This window comes from Thermogladius calderae 1633, from assembly GCF_000264495.1.
Taxonomy (GTDB): domain Archaea; phylum Thermoproteota; class Thermoprotei_A; order Sulfolobales; family Desulfurococcaceae; genus Thermogladius; species Thermogladius calderae.
Genome location: NC_017954.1, coordinates 1,066,225 through 1,085,341, shown reverse-complemented (window position 1 = coordinate 1,085,341; position 19,117 = coordinate 1,066,225). Strand labels below are relative to the sequence as shown.

The 19,117-nt window shown below is 57.9% G+C and carries 20 protein-coding genes; 11 read left to right on the top strand and 9 right to left on the bottom strand.

The genetic code is table 11. From position 1 onward, the window contains the following. The first annotated feature begins 9 nt into the window (after nucleotides 1–9). A complete protein-coding gene (locus TCELL_RS05880) occupies nucleotides 10–822 on the top strand; it encodes a PfkB family carbohydrate kinase (protein WP_014737819.1) in 813 nt (270 codons plus the stop codon). A 234-nt stretch (nucleotides 823–1,056) separates the two neighbouring features. Here TCELL_RS05880 and TCELL_RS05875 read toward each other — a convergent pair whose 3' ends face one another. The 7 genes from TCELL_RS05875 to TCELL_RS05845 all read right to left on the bottom strand — a co-directional run bounded on the left by TCELL_RS05875 (nucleotide 1,057) and on the right by TCELL_RS05845 (nucleotide 6,535). Beyond that, nucleotides 1,057–1,419, bottom strand: a complete 363-nt coding sequence (locus TCELL_RS05875; RefSeq protein ID WP_083830033.1) for a hypothetical protein — start codon at nucleotides 1,417–1,419, stop codon at nucleotides 1,057–1,059. A gap of 117 nt (nucleotides 1,420–1,536) precedes the next feature. Further along, on the bottom strand, nucleotides 1,537–2,919 hold the full coding sequence (gene serS, locus TCELL_RS05870) for a serine--tRNA ligase (RefSeq protein ID WP_014737817.1): 1,383 nt from the start codon (nucleotides 2,917–2,919) through the stop codon (nucleotides 1,537–1,539). Between the two features lie 64 nt (nucleotides 2,920–2,983). After that, nucleotides 2,984–3,358, bottom strand: a complete 375-nt coding sequence (locus TCELL_RS05865) for a metal-sulfur cluster assembly factor (RefSeq protein ID WP_048163308.1) — start codon at nucleotides 3,356–3,358, stop codon at nucleotides 2,984–2,986. Between the two features lie 9 nt (nucleotides 3,359–3,367). Further along, nucleotides 3,368–3,694 (bottom strand): hypothetical protein, encoded by a 327-nt coding sequence (locus tag TCELL_RS05860; RefSeq protein ID WP_014737815.1) that lies wholly within the window; start codon nucleotides 3,692–3,694, stop codon nucleotides 3,368–3,370. A 1-nt stretch (nucleotide 3,695) separates the two neighbouring features. Beyond that, nucleotides 3,696–4,640: a ribose 1,5-bisphosphate isomerase gene (locus TCELL_RS05855; RefSeq protein ID WP_048163749.1), complete on the bottom strand. Its 945-nt coding sequence runs from the start codon at nucleotides 4,638–4,640 to the stop codon at nucleotides 3,696–3,698. Nucleotides 4,641–4,692: 52 nt separating this feature from the next. Next, on the bottom strand, nucleotides 4,693–5,631 hold the full coding sequence (locus TCELL_RS05850) for an eIF2B alpha/beta/delta subunit family protein (RefSeq protein WP_014737813.1): 939 nt from the start codon (nucleotides 5,629–5,631) through the stop codon (nucleotides 4,693–4,695). Then, nucleotides 5,615–6,535, bottom strand: coding sequence for an AAA family ATPase (locus tag TCELL_RS05845; RefSeq protein ID WP_052307231.1), 921 nt, complete (start codon nucleotides 6,533–6,535; stop codon nucleotides 5,615–5,617). The genes TCELL_RS05850 and TCELL_RS05845 overlap by 17 nt, the downstream gene beginning before the upstream one ends. 108 nt (nucleotides 6,536–6,643) lie before the next feature. Here TCELL_RS05845 and TCELL_RS05840 point away from each other — a divergent pair, with 108 nt between their 5' ends. Next, nucleotides 6,644–8,344, top strand: coding sequence for a hypothetical protein (locus TCELL_RS05840; RefSeq protein WP_014737811.1), 1,701 nt, complete (start codon nucleotides 6,644–6,646; stop codon nucleotides 8,342–8,344). A 30-nt stretch (nucleotides 8,345–8,374) separates the two neighbouring features. Here the strand turns inward: TCELL_RS05840 and TCELL_RS05835 are convergent, their stop codons facing one another. Beyond that, nucleotides 8,375–8,812 (bottom strand): metal-dependent hydrolase, encoded by a 438-nt coding sequence (locus TCELL_RS05835; RefSeq protein WP_052307230.1) that lies wholly within the window; start codon nucleotides 8,810–8,812, stop codon nucleotides 8,375–8,377. A 369-nt stretch (nucleotides 8,813–9,181) separates the two neighbouring features. Between TCELL_RS05835 and TCELL_RS05830 the strand changes: the two genes are divergently transcribed. The 9 genes from TCELL_RS05830 to TCELL_RS07340 are packed head-to-tail and all read left to right on the top strand — an operon-like array spanning nucleotide 9,182 to nucleotide 17,567. Then, nucleotides 9,182–9,487, top strand: coding sequence for a hypothetical protein (locus TCELL_RS05830; RefSeq protein ID WP_157864719.1), 306 nt, complete (start codon nucleotides 9,182–9,184; stop codon nucleotides 9,485–9,487). A 3-nt stretch (nucleotides 9,488–9,490) separates the two neighbouring features. Continuing rightward, entirely contained in the window at nucleotides 9,491–11,476 is a 1,986-nt protein-coding gene (locus TCELL_RS05825) for a V-type ATP synthase subunit I (RefSeq protein ID WP_014737808.1), read from the top strand. A 40-nt stretch (nucleotides 11,477–11,516) separates the two neighbouring features. Beyond that, nucleotides 11,517–12,023: a V-type ATP synthase subunit C gene (locus TCELL_RS05820; protein ID WP_014737807.1), complete on the top strand. Its 507-nt coding sequence runs from the start codon at nucleotides 11,517–11,519 to the stop codon at nucleotides 12,021–12,023. A 29-nt stretch (nucleotides 12,024–12,052) separates the two neighbouring features. Continuing rightward, entirely contained in the window at nucleotides 12,053–12,640 is a 588-nt protein-coding gene (locus tag TCELL_RS05815) for a V-type ATP synthase subunit E (RefSeq protein WP_048163303.1), read from the top strand. Then, nucleotides 12,637–13,443, top strand: coding sequence for a hypothetical protein (locus TCELL_RS05810; protein WP_014737805.1), 807 nt, complete (start codon nucleotides 12,637–12,639; stop codon nucleotides 13,441–13,443). Before TCELL_RS05815 ends, TCELL_RS05810 begins: the two co-directional genes overlap by 4 nt. Beyond that, entirely contained in the window at nucleotides 13,433–13,765 is a 333-nt protein-coding gene (locus TCELL_RS05805; protein ID WP_048163301.1) for a V-type ATP synthase subunit F, read from the top strand. Before TCELL_RS05810 ends, TCELL_RS05805 begins: the two co-directional genes overlap by 11 nt. 1 nt (nucleotide 13,766) lies before the next feature. Continuing rightward, a complete protein-coding gene (locus TCELL_RS05800; RefSeq protein WP_014737803.1) occupies nucleotides 13,767–15,542 on the top strand; it encodes a V-type ATP synthase subunit A in 1,776 nt (591 codons plus the stop codon). 4 nt (nucleotides 15,543–15,546) lie between these two features. Beyond that, nucleotides 15,547–16,935 carry a V-type ATP synthase subunit B gene (locus TCELL_RS05795; RefSeq protein ID WP_014737802.1) on the top strand — a complete coding sequence of 463 codons (1,389 nt, stop codon included), beginning with the start codon at nucleotides 15,547–15,549 and terminating at the stop codon, nucleotides 16,933–16,935. After that, complete coding sequence (locus tag TCELL_RS07340; RefSeq protein ID WP_014737801.1) at nucleotides 16,932–17,567, top strand: V-type ATP synthase subunit D; 636 nt, start codon at nucleotides 16,932–16,934, stop codon at nucleotides 17,565–17,567. The genes TCELL_RS05795 and TCELL_RS07340 overlap by 4 nt, the downstream gene beginning before the upstream one ends. A 130-nt stretch (nucleotides 17,568–17,697) precedes the next feature. Here TCELL_RS07340 and TCELL_RS05785 read toward each other — a convergent pair whose 3' ends face one another. After that, the gene (locus tag TCELL_RS05785; RefSeq protein ID WP_014737800.1) at nucleotides 17,698–19,041 is read right to left on the bottom strand and encodes a rhomboid family intramembrane serine protease; all 1,344 of its coding nucleotides are present in this window, start codon (nucleotides 19,039–19,041) and stop codon (nucleotides 17,698–17,700) included. Between the last annotated feature and the right edge of the window lie 76 nt (nucleotides 19,042–19,117).

Below are 19,117 nucleotides of genomic sequence, written 5' to 3'. Positions count from 1 at the left end.
GGGCGGGAGTTGCGTGGGAGGGTCTGCGTCTACGGGAACCCCACGGTTGACATCATCGTGACGAGCCGTGGGGCCGCGGTTAGGACCGGCGGCGGAGTCTACTACACCGCGCTTTCTCTCCTCGACGAGGGCGTTAAACCAGAGGTCTACTCCGTGGGCCCACACTGGCTCTTCCTAGTCAACGGGCTAATGGAGTTCAAAGCCAACCCCTCTTACTCGGCTACCTCTATGGTGTTCAGGATAACCTACCTCGACACAGAACGAGTAATGGAAGTCGCGGAGATGTCCCCGCAACTCAGTGGCGTAGACGAGCACTCGGGCTCGTGCTACACGGTGGTCAACCCAGTGCTGGGGGAGGTCACGCCGAGCCTGTTGAAGAGTGTGAGGACAAAGTCGATCGTCCTGGCAGGTGACGTACAGGGCTTTGTGAGGGAGAGGAGGTTGGGCCCTCTCGCTTTGAGGGGGTGCGCGGACGTGCGCGAGGTCATAGGTGTTTTCGACGTGCTACACATGGACACAGCTGAGCTCCTCGCGTTGACCGGGTCAAGCAGTAAAGACGAGGCTCTCGGGAAATTGCGTAAACTACTACGGGACGGCTACGTAGTCGTCACGGAGGGGTTCAAGCCGCCTGTAGTCGTCCACAGAGGGGGCTTCGAGGTAGTCGGGCAGGAGCGAGTAAGGGTGAGGGACAAGACGGGGTCCGGGGACTACTTCCTGGCCAGGCTATTCGTTGGAGTCGTAGAGGGGCTGCCCGTGAGGGAGGCCGTCGAGTACGCGCTCGAAGAGACGGACAAGTGGCTTTTGGAGAGGGATAAGAGGTAGTGCTTCATCGCGGGGCTCCACCCTACTAAAGCTCTCTAAAAAAGCCCTGTACTCTAAACGTGACCACTGGAATCCTTAGGTCACTCGTTTGGTGGTCTGCTCGTATACTGTGTACTGAAATAGCCATACGAGCCCGCTGAAACTTAGCGGGCTTTGCTCAAACCGCCCTGGGTAGAGCCCCGCTCTGCAATTCCCTTTTTGTTTAAAGACCCTTATAAGCGTGAGAATAGGAGTCTAAACGTAGGCAATTGCTACCTCACGAAACCCCTCGTCACCCCGCGACCCGTACACGGCTGCTTCCTCGCTCCTCGGCCTCGTCTTAAGCCCTAGCCTGTCCTCTATCGCGTTCACGAGCTCCTCTTCCGTAGGCGACCTCCCTATGAACATCAGCCTCCCGTTGACGAAGACCTTGGGGTAGTCCGAGGCCTCTACTAGCATAGGGTCGAGGAGCCAGTCGTGAGAGGGCGTCACGACGACCCAGATACCCCTCTCGAGCATCTTCTCGGCGACACCCCAGGCCACCTTCAGCGCCTTGTCGCTCTCCTCGTCAAACCCCAGTACCAGGTAGACCTCCACCTTGATGTCCGGCTCCTCCAACAAGACCACGCCCTGTCACAGGCTAAACTAGACACCGGGATCTCTTTTAAAGCACTGAGCAGGCGTTGAGCGTCGCGGGCCTGGTTGGTACAAAAGGCCGGGCTGTAGGAGAGGGTCTTACACGGCCTTCTCTCTCTTAACGGGGTGTATAGCGTCCTTCGGCGCCTTGCTGAAGGGCTCCAAGTACTTCCTCAGAGCCCTGGGCACGACTACCACGCCGTCCGGCTCCTGGTAGTTCTCGAGTATGCTCGTTATAGTCCTCGTGCTGGCTATGGCCGTCGAGTTCAGTGTGTGGACGTACTCCTTCACCATCCCCTTCCTCCTCACGAGCCTGATCTTCAGCCTGTAGGCCTGCCAGTCCGTCACGTTGCTGCAGCTCACCATCTCCCTGTACAGGCCTTGGGCCGGCATCCAGGTCTCGAGGTCGTACTTCTTCGCAGCGGGGGCTCCGAGGTCCCCGCTGGCTATGTTCACGACCCTGTACGGGAGCTCCAGGCCCTTGAACAGCTCCTCGGCGTTGTTTATCAGCTCCTCCATTACGTCCCAGCTCTCCTCGGGCTTCGCGTACACGAACTGCTCGACTTTGTGGAACTGGTGGACGCGGAAGATACCCTTCAGGTCCCTGCTACCGGCCCCAGCCTCCTTCCTGAAGCACGGGCTAACACCAACGTACTTCAGAGGGAGGGCCTCCTCGGGTATGTCCTCGTCGGCGTGCAGGGCGGCTAGGCTGTGCTCCGCGGTGGCGATCAGGTACAGGTCCTCGCCCTCGACCTTGTATATGGCGTCTTTGAAGGTCGCATAGTCTAAGACGCCTTGTATGTACTTGAACCTCAGCATGTACGGGGGTAGGACGAGGGTGTAGCCTCTCGATGTAAGGTAGTCTATGGCGTACGCGAGCAATGCCATGTCGAGGAAGACTATGTCGTCGAACAGGTAGTAGAACCTGCTACCAGCCACCTCGCCCGCTTTGACCGTGTTGCCGAGCCCCAGCACGTTCTCAAGCATGTCGGCGTGCCCAACTGGCTTCCAGTCGATCAGCTCGTAGTCGACCTTGAACCCGTACTTCTCGGTCTGCTGCTTGAACTGCTCCAGGTACCCCTTCCAGACCCTGGGCCTCCCGTAGAACCTGATCGGGACGTTGTAAGAGTCGTCCGGGCCGATCGGGACGCTCTCGTGGACGATGTTCGGGAGCTTCAGCAGTATCTCCTCCCTCTTAGCCTCGACCTCGCTGAGCTTCTTCTCGTACACCTCGATGAGCGACAGGAGCTCCTTGGCCTCCTTGATCTTCTCCTCTCTCTCGGGGCCCTGTAGCCTCGAGACCTCTCTGCTGATCACGTTGTGCTTGTGCCTGAGCTCCTGTATCTCCGCGAGTATCCTCCTCCACTCTAAGTCTGCTTTGAGGGCCTCGTCAACTATGGAGACGTCCATGAACCTCTTCTTGACGTGGTTCTTAAGCTCCTCAGGGTTCTCCCTAAGAAGTTTGAGTATACTCCAGCTCACGTAGCTCGCCCCGGTTCACAATGTGAATTGAAAAGGAGACGGATTGTAAAAATCTTTTTGGTCGCTAGAACTCGAACCTCTCCGACTCCAGTTGCCTCTTGTACTCCTCCACGATGTCGTAGCCGAACCTCTCCTTGAACATCCTCCTGCCCTTCTCGGTCATCATCAGCGGGTTCCACGGTGGGTCGAAGACGAGCTCTATTTCCACTTCCACCCCTAGTTTCTTCTTCAACTCCTCCTCGACCATGAGCGGCAGTATGTTGGCGAGAGGGCAGAACGGGGTGGTCAAGGTCATTCTTATCTTGACCTTGTTATCGCCGACCTCGAGGCTGTATATCATCCCCAGGTTGTAGACGTCTATCCCTATCTCTGGGTCCGCTATAGTCTCGAGAACCTCTATGACCTTCTTCTTGAGCTCGTCGTTGGACGCCCCGCTCATGAAGGACACCTATAAGCCCAGGAGCCTCCTCCACCAGCTCTTCTTCTCGGGCTTAGCTGTGGGGATCCCGTAGGCAGCCCTCATGAACTCCCTATAGGCTCCCGTGGGGTGCGTCGAGTAGAACCTGGCTAGGTCGTGGAGGGTCTTCAACTCGTCTACCGTGGCATAGTCCAGGGGTATCCCCTTGTACCCGTTGCTCTCCCACTCCTTATTCAGCCTGTCCATTATCGACTGCACTCTCTCGTCACTGTAGAAGGCCATCTTGACCTCCACGTCCCTGCTCTCGTCTATCAGTCTCACTATCTCGCTCTTCAGCTTGGCTGTCTCTTCGCTCATCTCAATCCTCCACGAGGTCTTCAAACCTAAGCTTTGTTAAACCAGCCTGTTTAATCTTATCGATCGCCCACCCGAGCCTCTCGGTCAAGATCATTATGGCCGCCTGCGGCGGGATCACACCGACTTCCGTGATTATAGCGTCGACGTACTCGGGGGGAGTGACGTCGAAGGACGGGTTGAGAACCCTCACGTTCTTGTGCTTCTCCAACCACTCCTGGGGGACGACCTCGGTGGGGTCCCTGAACTCTATCGGCACCAGCTCCCCTATAACGGTCATCGGGGAGAACTTGTAAGTCTCCGCTGCGACGAACACCCTCACCCTAGCCTCGTGAGCGGCTAGCGCGACCTGGCTAGTCCCTATCTTGTTGACCACTGCCCCGTTGCTAGTTATCGTGTCGGCACCGATCACGACCTGGTCGACCTCGTGCATGATGTACCTCACAGCACTGTCCGGGATCTGAACTACCGGCACCCCATTCTCGAGCAACTGCCTCGTGGTTATTCTGCCCTGGTAGAAGGGCCTCGTCTCAGTGCTGTAGACCTTCACCACCCTCCCCTGCCTGTAAGCCTCTGTTATCACCGACACCGCTGCCGTGCTGTGGCAGTGCGTTAGTATGACGGAGTTCTCCCTGATCCTCTTGCTCCCGAACTCGGCTATCCTCTTCACGGCGTTGAGACTGTCTTCGATGAACCTGTTTGCGGCGTCTATCACACCCTTCTTCAGCTCGTCGAAGTCGCTTGTCTGCTGGAAGACCGCCTGCATCACGTACATGACGGCGTTGGGTAGGCTTACCGCGGTCGGCCTCGTCTCTATAAGGGTGTCTGCTACCTTGGCCATGTACCTCCTGAAGACGGAGGGCTCCCTCTCGCCTTGGTACTTCTCCGCGGCTATCCTCAGGGCCTCGGCGGCAGACCTCGCTATCTTACCCGCACCCCTGATCCTCATCGACCTTATCCCTTCGGCTATATCCAGTACCTCCTGTGGTATCGTGCTCAACTCAACCACCTCCCAACAACTCGGCGAAGAGCGTGTCCAGGGGCTTCAACTGCGGGGGGTAGGTCCCGTAGATCGTCTTGACAAGGATTGGGATCGACTGGGGCGGGTAAAGGCCTAGCTCGGTCGCTATGCCATCGACCATGTTCGGAGGTGTGACGTCATAGAGAGGGGCCCTGGCAGCGTACTTCTCGGGCATCGCCCTCCTCGTATCCTCGTCCATGAGCAGCCTCCAGTCGCCTTCCGGTAGCTTGACTAGCTCGCCGTAGATCGTCTCGAGGCTGATCTTGAGCGTAGGGGCTATAGCGAAGAACCTGACCCTGGCCTCGCTAGCGGCGAGAGCCATAAGGCTCGTGCCGGCCTTGCTAACTACGGCACCGTTCACGGCCACCGCCTCTGCGCCCGACACGACCTTGTTCACGTTCTTCATGAAGAACCTCGCAGCGGAGTCGACGACGAGGTACGTCTCGACCCCGAGCTTGTCGAGGTAGTCTGCTAGTATAAGCCCCTCCATACCGGGCCTAGACTCGAGGACGTAGACGCTGAACTTGACCTTGTTCCTCACGAGTATCTCGAAGAGCCTCCTCACGGCCACGCTATTACTGTTCGTCATAACAACGTCCCCGTCGACGACACGCTTAGCCATCACCTCGCTGGCAGCCCACAAAGCCTTGTCGTACCTCTCCCTGAACTCCTCGACGAACCCCCGCACACCAGTGCACCCGTTCTCCCTAATGTAGTTCAGGAGAGACCTGATCGTGTTGAACAATGCGGCGGAACCCGGCCTCTCCCTGGCGTAGAGAAGGTACTTATCCCTGAGGAACCTCACGAGGCCTCTGCAGTCCCTCTCAGCGGCCACCTTGAGAGACTCGTCCAAGAGGTCCATTAAAAGCTCACTACCCGTAGCCCTCGGGGCGAAACCGTGCTTAGAAAGCTCGCCCATCCCGTCCACGCACTCCAGTTATTGTATCAAGTATATCGCTCACGCTTCTTTTAAACTCAGCACCATGGCCCATTGGATGAACGTTGAAAACCTTAATCGGCTTCCCGACTATCTCGACTACGCTTAGGGAGCGTACAACCCACGGCCTACCAGGGGCGATCACCTCTACTGCCCTACAGTACTTCCGGCCGTCGTATAGCGCCGCTCTAGTGGGCGCCACGACTACGACGTAGTCGACCGTACAGGAGCCGGGTGTTGGCGCCGAGACGTCGTTGTACCCCTCGATGATCAGGTGGTCGTAGCCTCCAAGTAGCTCGAGGAAGCGGTCTACTTCCGCGTAAGTCGATGGGTCGTCTAGGAGCTTCTCGAGGCTCCTCGCGGTAATTCTCTCGAGGGTACCGCCGCCCGCGACGGCCTCTAGTACCCTCGAGAGAAGCTCGACCGAAACAGGCGACAGCCTGGCAACGTTGTCCTCGACCATGTAGTACTTGTGTTCGACGACACCCCCTCTCAACCTAGTGAAACGCGCTATCACGGCCGTCCCTAAGCTGGCGCTCATCAAGTCCACGTAGCCTCTAGGTGTGGTCTTCGCACTGAAGGGGTCGATCGGTAGTGAGAGGACGTCAACCGGGTTTAAGAGGGCGACTTTTTCGACGATCTCGAGCCTCTCAGCCACCACGTACACGTCGTGGCCTACCAGAACACCAAGCGAGACCGTGTACTCGAGGGTGTCCGCCTGAAACCACCCGTTGTGGCCAGCCACCGGCTTGAAGTAACCGGCCTTGAGACCCCTCTCCTTCATTTCCTCGACGAGTCCCAAGACAAGCGTCGTCTTGCCAGACTCGAACGGGAGTAGGCCTGCGACGAGCAGTTTCATGGCCGGGACAAGGCCTCGCCCTCTCATTGCTGAAGCCCAACACCGAATTAAATTGTTCGCGTGGGCGATCCGCGACTCTAGGTAGTCTTTTTAACTTCGTGTGCTGTTTAAACTAGGATTAACGGTGGTACAGCTGTGATTAGAGCTTTCCCCCTGCTAGTAGTATTGGTCATCGCATTGTCGTTGTTGGCCGGTGGCGCCCTGGTGGAATCCCAGAACCTCTCTCAGACCATGAGGCTGATCGTAATATACGCGCCCGGCGCAGACCTAAACCTGCTGAACGCGACGGGAGCCCTCAACGCCAACAGCACAGTAGTCGAGCTCGTGAGACCTCAGCCCCCCTACGACTACCTCTACCACCTGCTGAAGCTCGTCGACCCCTCGCTCGGTCTCGCTACTGTAGTGGTCAACGAGACGACGGCTCTCGTCGACAACAAGCCGGTCGACCTCGCCTCCTCTGTCAACCAGTCCTTCGTCAACGAGGTCTGGGGAGGGAACTTCACGGTGTTCATAGGGGTGCCTGGTGTCGATCCGAACTCGACGGCCATGAGTATAAACCCGTACTTCAACATAACAGGAAACTACATACCGCCGCAGCTGTTCACTGTGGATTTCAACGGGAGCGTCTACTGGAGCGCCCTCAACACGTCGATCGTCTTGACAAACACGAGTAGCGGCTTAGCGCTCAACCTCACCAACTACGACGTCGTACAACAGTTCGACAACAAGACGCTGGAGACCCCGAGCTTCGCGGTCTCGGTGCCCTCGGGGCTGAACGTCTCCCAGGGGATTTACTACCTAAAGTTCAAGATAGTCTCTATCTCGAGCAACAAGGCCACGCTCTTCTTCCCGGGGACTCTTAAGTCCAGCGGGTGGCTCAACAGCTTCTACGGCAGCTTCACCGAGCCCGCTGTCCTACTCGAGCTCTACCCCCGGGACCTAATCAAGTCTCTACCGCTCGACGCCCTCGTCTGGGCGTACAACCAGTCCTGCAGGTTCTACAGCACCCTAGTCGTCAAGGCGACCTGGTACACTAGCGGCGGCGTCTACTTGATGTACTACCCGTTGTTCCAGAGGCTCAGCGCCTTAAAGAGTCTAGTGGACGAGAAGACCTACAACACCCTCTTGAACATGACCGTAACCAACGTCCTATCCATCGTGAACGACTTCCGCACCTTCCTCGGGGTCAACTCGACGGTGGTAGTCTACAGCCCGTTCACAGTGGTCGCGGGCGGGGCTAGCATAGGTCTCCCAGTCGTCCAGCCAGGTGTTTACGACGCCACGTCGAGCCCCGAGACCGTGGGCTCACTGGTATCCCAGGGCTACAGCCTAGACGTGGTCAGGACCGGCACGAGGGTCCTGGTCGAGGTAAGGGATTACAGTAAGCTGGGCTACTCGGAGGGATTAGCCCTTGTACTCAGGCCGGCCGGCCTCAACCAGACACTGGCACTCGGCAGCGTGGTAGACCAGGGAGTATTCGAGACACTTCTGCTGTCGTACTCGAGGCTCTACTACCCGTCTGCCTCGGCACTCGTATCGACCGGCTTCCAGATGCAGGGCTACATCGACAACTTGACGAAGACGGTCGACAGCCTCAGGACACAGGTGGCTAGCCTGAACGAGACGGTCAACGTCCTGCTGGTTAACGCGGGGAACTGCAACGCGTCTGTAGCGAACCTGACGGTGAAGCTCAACGAGTACGAGAGCAGGATCGGTCAGGCGGAGAACATGTTAAACCAGGCCAGGCTATACGTGACTATGGGTCTAGCCGCCGTGGTAGTCCTCAACGTGGGTCTATACGTAGTCTTGAGAAGGGGCCTCAAGTACGCCGGCTGACCATCTCGGCTGCCTTAACACGCGAGTTTTTCACCATGTTTTGAGAGCCGCGTAGATTAGTAGACCGCTAATCACCCAGGCGAGAGCCTCTCCTCTCCAGTCCCCAGACTTGAGAAGCCTCGGCCCGTACATCCTCCTACTGAAGGGGTAGAGCAACGCGACGCCCCTGAGAGTCAGAGAGTCGAGGAGCAAGTGGCTCAGCCAGCCAGCGAGGAAGCACGCTGTGCCCAGGATCTGCGTCCGCGTGTCTACCCCCGCCATGGCTAGGACTGAGTAGAGGCCTAGAGAGACTAACCCAGACGACAGCAGGTTGTGGAGGGCTATCCTGTGGGCGTAGCGGAGGTCGAAGTCCGGGAAGACACTTCCGAGGACTCCGAGAATCGACAGTAAAAGCACGTCGGAGACGGAGATTCTACCGACCAGGAGCCCGGTCGAAAATCCAACCATTGCGTGCGAGAGCCTCCTCAACACGAACCGCCGCGCCGGTAGCGAGCTAACAGTGTTTATGCGGGCCCGCAATAAATGTGCTCTCGTGAGGTGTGGAAACGCTGCGCTCGAGAGCACCGACCACGGGGCACGACTGGAACGACCCACGATTAGACGAACCTCCCTCCCCTAGCCCACTGGCGCGTACGAGCGTGTGGTCACCTGCGCGATGATAAAGCCCCACGCCGCGATAGTGCTACGAAGACGCGCAGTACTGGGGAACGGCCAGGGGACTGAAAGGTTGTAGAAGCCATTGGACCCCCACTATGTTTTTGCCCATGCGTATGTTATAAAAACCCGTCGCGTAATAGAGCTAGATTGTAGTGCTTAAGGGTAGCTGGGTGTTGTTTGTTGAGCGACCTAGTGTCCAGTATAGAGGCGGAGGCCCTCAAGATACTGGAGGAAGCTAAGAGGAAGGCAGGGGAGATAGTGGAGAACGCAAGGAGGAAGGCGGAGGAGATCCTGAGAGACAGGTCTTACGAGGCGATTATAGCCGAGGAGAAGAGGAGGCTCGAGGACGAGGTCGAGAGAGAGGTGGAGAGGATAACGGCTGAGGCGGAGGAAAAGGCGCGGGAGCTAAAGGAGAAGGCTGCTCCGAAGGTGGAGGCCTGGGCTAAGAAGCTGGCGTCTCTCGTAGCAGGCGTAGAGGTCGGCTGAGGTTTGGCCGAGCTATCTAAGCTCTTCCTCAACAGGCCGGACGTTGCCGTGAAGACGTACATAGTAGTCCCAGCCGACAACGCCGACAAAGTATTGGACGAGCTGGTCAAGGAGAGCCTCTTAGAGCCTCTTCCGGTAACAGAGACAAAGAAGGAGGCCGAGAAGCTTGCCGAGAAGCTGGAGCTCGCGTCAAAGACCGCGAAGCTTGTACAGGAGCTCTCCAACAGGCTGGCCGCACCGGTCGAGGTCGAGGTGAAGGAGCTACCCTGGGACCTGGACCAGGGGCTCGCGAAGCTGTACAACGAGCTCCTCGACACTCTAAGGCTGGTCAGGGGGCTCGAGAGGGAGCTCGCGGAGCTGGAGCAGAGGGCAGAGAGGCTCGCCGCGTTAGAGAAGATCGTCGACGCTGCTCAGGGGCGGGGGGAGGAAGGGCTCGTACTAGAGTACGACGGAGACCTAGTCGTGGTGAGGACGGTCTACGGGAGTAGAGAGGAGGTCTCAAAGCTAGAGGAGGCGTCGCTCAAGACCCTCTCCAAGATCGAGGCTCAGCCCGGTAAAGAGGTCGCAGTACTCGTCTTCGAGAGGAAGTCCTACGAGAGGGTTAGGGAGGAGGTCGAGCGCCTGAGAGTAGAGGTCGCAGGCCTCCCCCTCGGCGACCTGGGACAGCTGAAGCAGGCCATCGAGGAGAGGCTTAACGAGGCGAGGACGCGAGCCGGGGACTTGAGGAAGAAGGTCGGCGAGGTCGTTTCGGGGAAGGTGTACGAGATAGCCCTAGCCAAGGTTCTCGCGGAGACGGTGGAGTCGAAGATTGGCGTACTTAGAGATGCTCTCGAGTCGAAGTACCTGACCCTCGTCGCTGGCTGGGCGCTCAAGTCGAGAGCAAAGGAGGTGGAGAGGGTGGCCAGGGAGAACAGGGGCGTCGCGCTCTTCGAGGAGGCCCCCGACCCTCCAGTCGAGTTCAACAACCTCAAGCCCTTTAAGCCGTTCGAGCTCTTCACTGAGATAATGGGCTACCCCTCGCCGACAGAGTGGGACCCCACACCGCTCCTAACGTACCTCTACCTAGTCTTCTTCTCCCTGATGTTCCCCGACGTCGGGTACGCGATAGGCCTGATCATAGGTGCCAGGCTGGTCCTCCCCTACTTCGTCGAGAACAAGGACACGCTGCGCAGGCTGATAAAGATCGCCACATACGCGGGGGTGACAGGTATTATAACGGGGCTGCTCTCGGGCAGCTTCTTCGGCTCCTTACTCGGCCAATACATCGCCATGGTAATCCCCTCGGTCCTACCGAGCCTGCCACCAAAGTTGGGAGCCTTGGAGGAGATCGGCCCCGTTATAATCAGGTACCTCGGACTGGCGCTAGGCGTGGGTTACTTCATGGTGCTGTTCTCCCACGGTATAGGCCTCTACAAGAACCTCGTGAACAAAAACAGGGTAGGCGTGGTGGCGGAAGTACTCTTGATATCCCTGATCTTGATCGCCCCGCCCGCCATCAAGGTGATGTTCAGGTTCAACGTAGACGTCTTAGGTCTACTGAGGATTATACCAGGCGACATGGCCTCAAAGCTCGCGGTCGGGGTACTGGTGTTGTACGCGGTCTTCAAGTCGGTTGTCGACCGGCCATTCGGCGTCATGCTCTGGATCTTCGACGTACTGGGGGTAATGGCCGACGTCCTGTCCTTCGTCAGGATTGCTGGTATAGCCCTCGGAGGGGCTATTATGGCCGAGTTAATCAACTCGCTCGTGTTCAACGTCGCTGGCACAGCTGGCATGATATACCCGGTCATAGGGTTCGTTGTAGGGTTATTAGCAGCTCTCTCCCTCCACGTCGTTAACCTCGGCTTGTCCTCTATAAGCCCCTTCGTCCACTCTCTGAGGCTAATAATGTACGAGGTCTCGTCCAAGTTTTATGAGGGCGGTGGGCGGAGGATCGCGCCGAGCGGTGTCGGCAGTCTCGTGGTGAGAGTGGGCGGCGGGCTGAGATAGCTCATACATAATTTTTAATCTTCGCCACGCATCATCTAGCATGCGGTGGTGGAGCGTGACCGACTGGATTACGGTGTTGGGCTTCATAGGGCCAGGTCTTGCTGAAGGCCTAGCAGCTATTGGGACAACCATAGGGATAACCGAGGCAACGGCGTCCGGGATACCTGCTGTAGGCGAGGACCCGGGACAGAGAGGTAGAGTGTTCATCCTGGCCTTCTTGCCAATGACGCAGACGCTCGTCTACGGGTTCGTCTACATGTTCTTGATGTACTACATGATCCTACCAAGCATTTTGTCGAAACACGGCGGTGCACTGCCCCCTGAGATAGCCGGCGTAGTGTTCGGCGTAAGCCTCTTCGTAGGGTTCGCGGAGATGGTGTCTGCCTGGATGCAGGGGAGAGTGTGTGGACAAGCTGGCGCTCAGCTGATAAAGACGAAGGGAGGGATCTTCGGAACCGGTATAATACTGGCAGCCTACGAGGAGCTAATCGGCATACTCGGTATGGTCTTCGGATTGGTCATCGCCTTCATAATCGTCGGGTGGTAGTAGCCAACTGAAAGCCGAAGGTAGTGGAGATGAGCGTAGAAGAGCTCAAGAGGGTTGTCCTCGAGAAAGCGAAGGCAGAGGCAGACGAGATTATAAGGGAGGCCATCAAGAAGTCTGAGGCCATTGTAAAGGACGCTGAGGAGAGGAGGAAGAGGTTTATCGAGAGCGAGAAGGCCAAGATCAGGTCCGAGCTCCAGGTAGAGAGTAGAATAGGAGAGGCGAGGAGGAGGGCCCGCCTCATTGTCTCCAGTGCTAAAGCCGAGGTGGCTAGAGCGATAGAGGAGAAGGCTATAACCCTTCTCAGGAGCCTAGGAGGTGCTAGAAGAGAGGAGTCTCTCAAGATACTTCTAGAGGAGTCTCTCAGCGAACTAGGTGGTGGGGCTAGACCGCAATCCCCCTTAGAGGTGTACGTCTCGCCGGTTGACCGAGCCGCAGTAGAGCGGTTGTTGAAGGAGAGAGGACTAGACTACCAGGTGCACGAGGACCCCAGCATTATGGGTGGTGTCAGAATTTCGTGTTGCGGCGGTGAGGTCGTCGTAGACAATACCTACAACACCAGGCTTAAGAGGGTGCTCACCGCGCTCCAAAAAGAGGTGTCGAGGGACCTCCCCATTTGACCAAGGAGGACGTAACAGCCCTACTTTACATAAGGTTGTCTAAGCCGCCCTACCTCGAGGAGCTCATCGGTCTAGTCCTCGAAGGCTTAGAGCTAGACGTCTCGAGACTCCAATCAACACCCTACTCGAGGCTCGAGCTGGCGAAGGCGATCGGGGCTACCACGCTACAGGAGCTAGACGAGTCCCTGAGGGAAATCCTCCTTAGGGAGGTCGGGGAGGTCTCGGGGATCCTCCCGGGAGATTACAGGGGGGTAGTCGGAGACCTACTGGTACTACAGGATCTGGAGTCGGCGCTGGTAGACCCGGGGAGGCTCCCCAGCCAGTACGACTTCGCGAGAGCCTGTGGCGAAGGGGACTTAAACTGCCTGATCAAGAGGTACGTAGAGAAGTTGAGGAGCTCTATGGAGGCCACGGGCGAGGAGGCCAGTGGGCCCTTGTCGGTGGTGGCTCTGGCTCTCTACGGTATCTTCGTTAGGTACGCGTTGTCGTGGAAGAAACTGGGGATAAAACAAGTGTGGGACACCGAAGCCGCGTTCAACGAGCTGGTGAGGCCGCTTGGAGGCGCGGGCCTGGTCTACTACGCGGGCGCTTTGAGTAGGTTCACGAGCATAGCGTCGCTCTGGGAGAGAGACCCCGCAAAGTACCTCGCCGAGGAGGCAAAAATCGTAAACGAGACATCCAAGACAGCGCTCTACTTCCCCGGCGGTCTACTAAACCTCTTAACCCATTTTTTGATTACAAGGTACTACGAATCCAAGCTCTTGAGAGTCCTAGTCTCGAGGAGGATCCTGCGTGTCGGTTGAGCAGAGAAGATTGGTGGTCGTCTCGAGGAAAGACCACGAGCACTTCTACAGGCTGATCGGTTTTAAGAACGTGGTCGTGGCGACTAAGGAGGAGGTGTGGAGATTATTAAGCGAGCTCAAAAACGACAAGCACACAGCTGCTATCCTTGTCGAGGAGTCTCTTGCCAGGGAAGCCGGGTTAGACGTCCTCGCCTTGAACGAGAAGGGGTTCGGGCCAGTGGTGACCCTCGTACCAGACAAAGAAGTTTTTCTCCAATCCGATCCAAAGGCATATTACTTAAAGTTTGCCTCACGAATAGTAGGGTATCAGCTGGGTGTTTAGCTTGCCCTCCAGGACCGGTAGGATCCACAGGATAGCCGGACCCCTGGTGGTAGCGACCGGTATACCCTCCCCCATGATGTACGAGGTCGTCTACGTCGGCGAGGAGGGCCTGATCGGCGAGGTAATAAGCGTCAGGGGGGAGAGAGCCTACATCCAGGTCTACGAGGAGACGACCGGGCTAACGGTCGGCGAGCGAGTGGAGGCCACAGGCGAGCTCTTGTCGGCCGAGCTGGGCCCGGGTTTGATAGGCACTATCTACGACGGCCTCCAGAGGCCAGAGGTCGAGATCGCCAAAGCCGTGAACGACATCTTCATCAAGAGAGGAGTGAGGGTCAACTCGCTGAACAGGTCGACTAAATGGGTGTTCGCGGCCGACCAGAGGGTCAGGGTAGGCGACAAAGTGGAGCCCGGGGACACGATAGGCCTTGTACAGGAGACGCCGATCGTTACGCACAAGATCATGATTCCACCGGGGGTTAGCGGGACGCTGACCTGGAGAGCAGGCGACGGAGAGTACAGCGTAGAGGACGTTGTGGCAGTTGTGGAGTCGGGCGACAAGAAGCACGAGGTCAAGCTCTACCACAGGTGGCCTGTGAGAATACCCAGACCCTACAAGGAGAAGCTCCCGCCCTCCGAGCCCCTGACCACTGGTATCAGGGTTATAGACCTGATGTTCCCCATCGCGAAGGGCGGTAAAGCGGCTGTACCGGGCGGCTTCGGGACGGGCAAGACGGTCCTGCTACAGTCGCTAGCCAAGTGGTCCTACGCCGACATAGCAATCTTCGTCGGCTGCGGCGAGAGGGGCAACGAGATGGCGGACGCCCTAAAGAGCTTCCTAGAGCTCCACGACGTCAGGAGGAACAGGCCGATGATGGAGAGGTCCATCTTCATAGCCAACACTAGCAACATGCCGGTGGCCGCCCGTGAGACAAGCGTCCTGCTCGGGGTGACGCTCGCGGAGTACTTCAGGGACATGGGCTACGACGTGCTGCTTGTCGCGGACTCGACGAGCAGGTGGGCGGAGGCGATGAGGGAGATAAGCGGGAGAATGGAGGAGATGCCCGGCGAGGAGGGCTTCCCCGCTTACCTCGCCTCGAGGCTCGCCGAGTTCTACGAGAGGGCCGGCCGGGTCGTAGCCCTCGGTAGGCCGGAGAGGACGGGTAGCGTGACTATATTCGGCGCTGTCTCACCGCCGGGCGGCGACTTCAGCGAGCCCGTTGTAAGGAACACGCTCCGGTACGTCCAGGCCCTGTACGCTCTCGACTACGACCTGGCTACGAGGAGGCACTTCCCCGCTATAAACTGGCTGATGAGCTACAGCCTCTACGTAGACTACGTAAAGGAGTACCTCGACGAGCGCTCTGCTGGAAGGTGGCACGAGACGAGGAACATGTTCGTCAAGATTCTGCAGCGCGAGGCCGAGCTACTCGACATCGTCAGGCTGGTGGGGCCCGAGGCCCTACCCGAGGAGGACAAGCTCACGCTCGAGGTCGCGAGGATGATCAGGGAGGGCTTCCTCCAGCAGTACGCCTACGACCCCAACGACGCGTTCTCACCACTCGAGAAGGGGTTCCTGATCATGGAGGCGATAAGGAGGTTCCACGAGGTAGCCCTCTCGCTGATAAAGAGCAACGTGCCCCTGTTCAAGATCAGGGAGTTGAAGTCGCCCTACATGGTCTACAAGCTCAAGCTCTACGCTCCACACGAAGTAGAGAAAGTCTACAACGACTACGTACAGACCCTAGAGGTGGAGGTAAAGAAGCTTACGGGTGGTTGAGGCCATGCCCCTCTACGTCAGGGAGACTAGGCAGATAACCGGCGCAAAGGGGTCGCTGGTCTTCGTCAAGTCGCTACCCAAGGTGGCCTACGGCGAGCTAGTCGAGATCGACGTAGAGGGAGAAACGAGGCTGGGGCAGGTCGTTGACATAAGCCAGGAGATCACGGTCGTACAGGTGTTCGGCTCCTCCCTGGGGATAACGCCGGGTAAGACGACCGTCCGGCTGAGAGGCGAGACGCTCAAGATACCCGTGTCCACGGACATGCTGGGCAGGATATTCAACGGGCTGGGCAAGCCTATAGATGGGGGCCCGGAGATACTCCCCGAGGACTACCTTGACATACACGGCGACCCCTTGAACCCGGCTCTCAGGATGCCCCCGTCGGAGTTCATCGAGACGGGTATCTCGGTCATAGACGGCATGCTCACGCTGGTGAGGGGTCAGAAGCTCCCCATATTCTCCGGCTCCGGGCTACCACACAACAAGATTGCGATGCAAATAGTCAGGCAGGCGAGCGTGAAGGGCAGTGGCGAGAGCTTCGCAGTGGTCTTCGGTGCTGTGGGGGTCACGTTCGAGGAGGCGATGTACTTCATAAACGAGCTGAAAGGAATGGGCGCAATAGACAGGACTGTGGCGTTTCTGGCACCCGCCTCGGCGCCCCCCGTGGAGAAGCTCGCCTTACCACGCGTCGCGCTCACCACCGCGGAGTACCTGGCTTGGAGACAGGACATGCACGTCCTGGCGATCCTCACGGACATGACGAACTACTGCGAGAGCCTGAAGGAGATATCGGCTGCTAGAGAGGAGGTGCCTGGTAGGAGGGGCTACCCTGGCTACATGTACACTGACCTAGCCACGATGTACGAGAGGGCTGGTAGAGTGGAGGGGAAGAAGGGGAGCGTCACAATAATGCCGATCCTAACAATGCCCGACGACGACATAACACACCCGATACCAGACCTCACCGGGTACATCACCGAGGGCCAGATAGTCCTCTCGAGAGACCTGTGGAGGAAGGGCATCTACCCGCCAGTCGACGTGTTCCTATCCCTCTCGAGAATGATGAAGGAGGGTATAGGCCCCGGCAAAACCAGGGAGGACCACCACCAGGTGTTCTCCCAGTTGATGTCGGCTTATGCGGAGGGGCAGAGGCTCAGGGAGATAATCGCGATTGTCGGCGTCGAGTCCCTGAGCGAGAAGGACAAGAAGTACCTCGAGTTCGCCGACGAGTTCGAGCTGAAGTTCATAAACCAAGGCGAGACCGAGAGGAGGAGCATAGAGGAGACGCTCGACCTGGCCTGGGACTTGCTGGCAATACTCCCCGAAGAGGAGCTTAAGATCAGGGACGAGTTCGTGAAGAAGTACCACCCGAAGTACAGGGTGTCTAGGTGAGCACGCAGTTAATCAAGATCAGCAGGCCCACGAAGCTGGAGCTTATTAGGCTGAGGAAGAGGCTATCCCTGGCGAGGAGGTACTACAACATACTCAAGGACAGGGAGTCCTTCCTACTCCAGACCTTCCGCGAGACCCTCATCAAGCTCGTGGAGGAGAGGAGGAGGTTGAACAAGCTCCTCTCCGAGGCCCTGGCTTCCTACTACACGGCCATGTCTATCCACGGTTGGCGGGCTGTTGAGGCCCAGACAGTAGCCGTAAAGGGGGATGTCTACTTGAACGCGAGGTACAAGAACATACTGGGGGTTTGGACGTTCACCTACGAGCCCTCTACTCGACTGGAGCCCCAGCCCGACTTGTTGCCCGAGCTGGCCTCTCTACAAGCTGTGAGGAACAACATATTGGAGTCCGTGGCCAGGGTCGTGGAGTACGAGAAGACACTAGTGAACATCGGGGCGGAGATCTCCAGGCTCAAGCGGGTGGTCAACATGCTGGAGAAAGTCTACATCCCACGCCTCGAGAGGACTATAAGGTACCTATCGATGAAGTTCGACGAGGCCTACAGAGAGGAGACTATAAGGGCTATAAAGGTCAAGAGAATGCTCGAGACCCGGGCGGCCCCTTCAACGTAGTTTTTGAACCCAGCCCCTCCATTGGCCTACTCGTTCTTTAGCGTTGTACTGTTGGAACCCCTCGGATTGCCTGTGCCCTGCTTGATACGTTGTACGCGAAGGGGGCCCATTGCGGGTGCTTGATACCGGGCTAGGCGAAGGGCAGTAAGTCGAGCTCCTCGCCTATCGCCGAGGCTTCGTCAGACCTCAGTACGGCCATAACAGTGGCAGACGAGACTGCGATCGCCAGGACGTCCAGGGCTAGGACGCCCACGGCCCAGTTCACCTCGGCAGCGCTGATGTTGAAGGATATCTGTATACTAGGCCCCAGCCGCCCGACCCCGGTGTAGGGGTTGACGTTGACTACACGTGACAGCATTACGCCGGTCGCGTTCTCGAGTACACCACTGTAGCCGTAAGTGACCTCGGCATTAAGCTCGACCGGTACAGAGACGCCCGAGACCTGCGTGGCGTACGACTCCTGTACTACCCTAGTGTTGTTAGCCGAGCCAGGGTCGTAGAAGAACGTGTCTCGTAGCCTGTTGATCAAGACCCTGACCTCGTCCACCTGGCTCGTCGTCACGTAGACCGCCCCGCCCTGGAGGACCATCAAGACCTTGTCGCCGACACCGTCGGCGCTCACGCTCAAGACGTAGGTCTGGGGCCCTGCTAAGACCGACCCTAGAGCACCGTAGAGGTAGCCTGCTACGACAGCGAGTATGAGCGCCACTAGGACGCCTTTCGCTACCCTACCCAGGCCCCTCCTACCCCTGAGTATTATCCCTAGCGAGCCTAGTATGTCTGCTAGAGACATCCCGGTAGTCTGCTGGTACTGCTTCGTGAGCCTCCGCGCTATGAGCCACGTGCCCAGTATACCCGTCAGGAAGCCCCCTACGTGGGCGAAGGTGGCTATGGTGGTCGCTGTGAAGTACCCGTATATCACCTGGAGGGCGAACCAGAGTATCATGAAGACGTAGGAAGCCACTGGGAAGCACACGGGGAGGATGACGAGTATCGTGCACATGCTCATCTTGGTGTTGGGGAAGAGTATGAGGTACGCGCCCAGGACACCTGATATCGCCCCGCTAGCCCCAACAGCGGGCGTCATGAGTAGACCCCAGTTCGACACGGAGGAGAAGGCGGTGTGGAAGAGGCTTGCGACGACCCCGGAGGCGAAGTAGACGAGGAGGTACCTGAGCCTGCCCAGGTAGTTCTCCACGCTGTAGCCGAACAAGTAGAGGAAGTACATGTTGAAGAATATGTGTAGTATGTCCGCGTGGGTGAACATCGCTGTGAAGACCCTGATGAGCCCCTGGACAGGGCTGGAGAAGAGCAGGTAGGGGGTGAACCCCAAGCTGTAGATAGACCACGCCGAGGACTCCAAAAGGTAGTTTTGATAACTGGTGTAGACGTAGACAGCCGTGTTCGCGGCGATCAGCCCTATGGTAAGGTAGGGGGGCGGGCCCCTCCTGTAGCTGCCCCCTGGTATAACCATTCTCCCAGTCTCCCCTCTATCTTTATCCGAGGCGATTAATAAACAGTAACAGTAGCGTGCTGGTGTGAGCAGTAGG

What these genes read in the sequence shown, in the direction of transcription:
- TCELL_RS05785 (WP_014737800.1), bottom strand. Translation starts at nt 19,041, where the DNA reads ATGGTTATACCAGGGGGCAGCTACAGGAGGGGCCCGCCCCCCTACCTT.
- TCELL_RS05865 (WP_048163308.1), bottom strand. Translation starts at nt 3,358, where the DNA reads ATGAGCGGGGCGTCCAACGACGAGCTCAAGAAGAAGGTCATAGAGGTT.
- TCELL_RS05850 (WP_014737813.1), bottom strand. Translation starts at nt 5,631, where the DNA reads ATGGGCGAGCTTTCTAAGCACGGTTTCGCCCCGAGGGCTACGGGTAGT.
- TCELL_RS05820 (WP_014737807.1), top strand. Translation starts at nt 11,517, where the DNA reads ATGCGGTGGTGGAGCGTGACCGACTGGATTACGGTGTTGGGCTTCATA.
- TCELL_RS05795 (WP_014737802.1), top strand. Translation starts at nt 15,547, where the DNA reads ATGCCCCTCTACGTCAGGGAGACTAGGCAGATAACCGGCGCAAAGGGG.
- TCELL_RS05860 (WP_014737815.1), bottom strand. Translation starts at nt 3,694, where the DNA reads ATGAGCGAAGAGACAGCCAAGCTGAAGAGCGAGATAGTGAGACTGATA.
- TCELL_RS05855 (WP_048163749.1), bottom strand. Translation starts at nt 4,640, where the DNA reads ATGAGGATCAGGGGTGCGGGTAAGATAGCGAGGTCTGCCGCCGAGGCC.
- TCELL_RS05845 (WP_052307231.1), bottom strand. Translation starts at nt 6,535, where the DNA reads ATGAGAGGGCGAGGCCTTGTCCCGGCCATGAAACTGCTCGTCGCAGGC.
- TCELL_RS05815 (WP_048163303.1), top strand. Translation starts at nt 12,053, where the DNA reads ATGAGCGTAGAAGAGCTCAAGAGGGTTGTCCTCGAGAAAGCGAAGGCA.